1 protein-coding gene is annotated in these 2,767 nt (G+C 46.9%); it reads left to right on the top strand.

Annotated features, from left to right (window positions below):
* The first annotated feature begins 70 nt into the window (after window positions 1-70).
* Complete coding sequence (locus tag B9J84_RS15115) at window positions 71-2,617, top strand: glycosyl hydrolase family 18 protein (RefSeq protein ID WP_026028429.1); 2,547 nt, start codon at window positions 71-73, stop codon at window positions 2,615-2,617.
* The last annotated feature ends 150 nt before the right edge of the window (window positions 2,618-2,767 follow it).

The following is a 2,767-nucleotide window of genomic DNA, read 5'->3' as shown; positions in this document are numbered from 1 at the left end:
CTTCAATGCCTTATCAGAAGAGCAGCTTGCTTAAATGTAAGTGAAACATTCAGAAATGAGAGATATAGGTATGAATCGTATTACTTTGTGCGCCGCAAGTATTGCAATGGCTCTTTCGGGCACGGCAATGGCAGCACCAGCAACCCCTAGCGTCGATGTCTATGGGTCGAATAATCTACAGTTTTCTAAAGTTGAATTAGCCATGGAAAGCACGGCTGGTTATAACCAAATGGTCAAATATTATGATCAAGCGCCGATTGCCGTTAAGTTTAACCAATGGAGTGGTACAACAGGCAACACGTATAAAATCTATTTTGATGGCGCACAGGTCGCGACAGGCCCAATCACTGGCAGCCAAACCACCGCAAACTTCAGTTATGCACAAGGTGGTGTTTACCAAATGACAATCGAAGCTTGCGACGCGACAGGTTGCAGCAAAAGTGCACCCGTTGAGATAACAATTGCCGATACCGATGGCTCACATCTCAAACCTTTGGTGATGAATATTGATCCCAATAACAAGACTTACACGACCGATAAAGATACGGTGGTTGGAACCTACTTTGTTGAGTGGGGCATCTATGACCGAAAATATACGGTAGATAACATCCCGGCTGATAATCTGACGCATATTCTATACGGCTTCATTCCAATTTGTGGCCCTAACGAATCATTGAAATCCGTTGGTGGAAACAGCTACAACGCGTTGATGACCGCATGTAATGGGGTGAATGATTACGAAGTGGTGATCCATGACCCTTGGGCGGCCTATCAAAAGAGTTTCCCGCAAGCGGGTCACCAATACAGCTCTCCGATCAAGGGCAACTATGCCATGTTGATGGCGCTCAAACAGCGTAATCCAGACCTCAAGATCCTTCCTTCTATTGGTGGTTGGACACTCTCTGACCCATTTTTTGATTTTACCAACAAGGCCAATCGCGATACTTTTGTTGCTTCAGTGAAGAAATTCCTAACCACTTGGAAATTCTACGACGGTGTTGATATCGACTGGGAATATCCTGGAGGAGGTGGTCAAGCAGCGGATCGCGGTGACCCAGTCAATGATGGCCCTGCGTACATTGCGTTAATGCGTGAACTGCGTGCCATGCTTGATGAATTGCAATCGGAAACTGGTCGTACTTATGAGCTCACGTCAGCAATTGGTGTTGGTCATGACAAGATTGAAGATGTTAATTATGGCGAAGCCATTCAATATATGGATTACATCTTTGCCATGACTTATGACTTTTATGGCGGTTGGAATAACGTATTAGGCCACCAAACCGCGCTTTACTGCGGATCATTCATGCGCCCTGGTCAGTGTGATGGGAAAGGAGTAGATGAAAATGGCGAACCTTATAAAGGCCCAGCTTATACGGCGGATAACGGTATCCAGTTACTGCTAGCACAGGGTGTCCCTGCTAATAAGTTAGTCTTAGGTGCGGCTATGTATGGCCGTGGCTGGGAAGGGGTGATGCCGGCTTCATTAAGTGATCCAACCGACCCGATGACAGGGGTAGGTAACGGAAAATTGAAAGGCACTTCCGCGCAAGGCGTGTGGGAAGCGGGTGTGATTGACTATAAAGGCATCAAATCATTCATGTTAGGGGCTAATAATACCGGTATTAATGGCTTTGAATATGGATACGATGCACAAGCTGAAGCACCTTGGGTTTGGAATCGTACAACGGGCCAACTGGTTACTTTTGACGATAACCGTTCAATCAAAGCCAAAGGCGCCTATGCTCGAAACCTTGGTTTGGCCGGGTTGTTCTCTTGGGAGATTGACGCTGATAATGGTGACATCCTAAATGCGATGCATGAAAGCTTAGCAGGAGGAGGTACTACACCCCCCGCGAACCGCGTGCCCACTGCAAATGCAGGTGTTGATCAATCGGTGGTTGGTCCGGTGAGTGTTGTTCTTGATGGCGGTGCATCAAAAGACAGTGATGGCACTATTGTCAGTTACGTGTGGCAGCAAACGGCGGGCACAGCAGTGAGCTTAGTAAACGCTAATTCTGCACGAGCCAGTTTTGACGCGGCCGAAGTGGTACAAGTACAAACGCTGACGTTCAAGTTGACGGTCACAGATAACAAAGGCGCAACGGCTTCTGATGTTGTGACTGTAACGGTCAAACCTAAAGCAACTGAGCCTGTGAACACGCCACCAGTGGCGGTGATTACTGCGCCAAGCAATGCCAGTGCTGGTGAGGTTGTGGTGGTGGACGCTTCCGCTTCAAGTGACGTCGATCAAGACACCTTAACTTTCGTATGGGATGTACCTACAGGCCTAAATGCAACCATTCAAGGTGCGAGTGTTTCGTTTGTTGCTCCTGAGTATACACAAGACACCACGCTAAGCTTCACTGTAACTGTCAGTGATGGTAAAGCGGCGGCCTCTGCAAGTGCATCGGTTATCGTGGCGAAGAAAGATTCTGGTGGTGACACTTGCAGTAACTTGTGGGATAAATCAGCGGTTTATACTGGCGGTCAACAAGTTTCTTGGGCTGGTAAAGTATGGGAAGCCAAGTGGTGGACAACTGGCGAAAACCCATCGACTACTGGTGTGTGGGGAGTATGGAAAGAGATTGGCCCTGCGAGTTGCCCAACAAGCTGATTGCTTTAATAAACCAGTTACCTCAATAAGCTAACGGGTTTTAATAAACTTTTTATTGCAAACAATGACTTCAAGCCTCGTTCTAACACGAGGCTTTTTTGTGCGTTTTTCTATGTTTTTTCATTCATCACTTGCAATTCAATATTTTTG

The sequence above is a fragment of the Vibrio sp. V03_P4A6T147 genome (assembly GCF_002241085.1).
In the GTDB taxonomy this organism is placed as follows: Bacteria; Pseudomonadota; Gammaproteobacteria; order Enterobacterales; family Vibrionaceae; genus Vibrio; species Vibrio anguillarum.
This window is presented reverse-complemented; position numbering and strand designations above follow the sequence as displayed.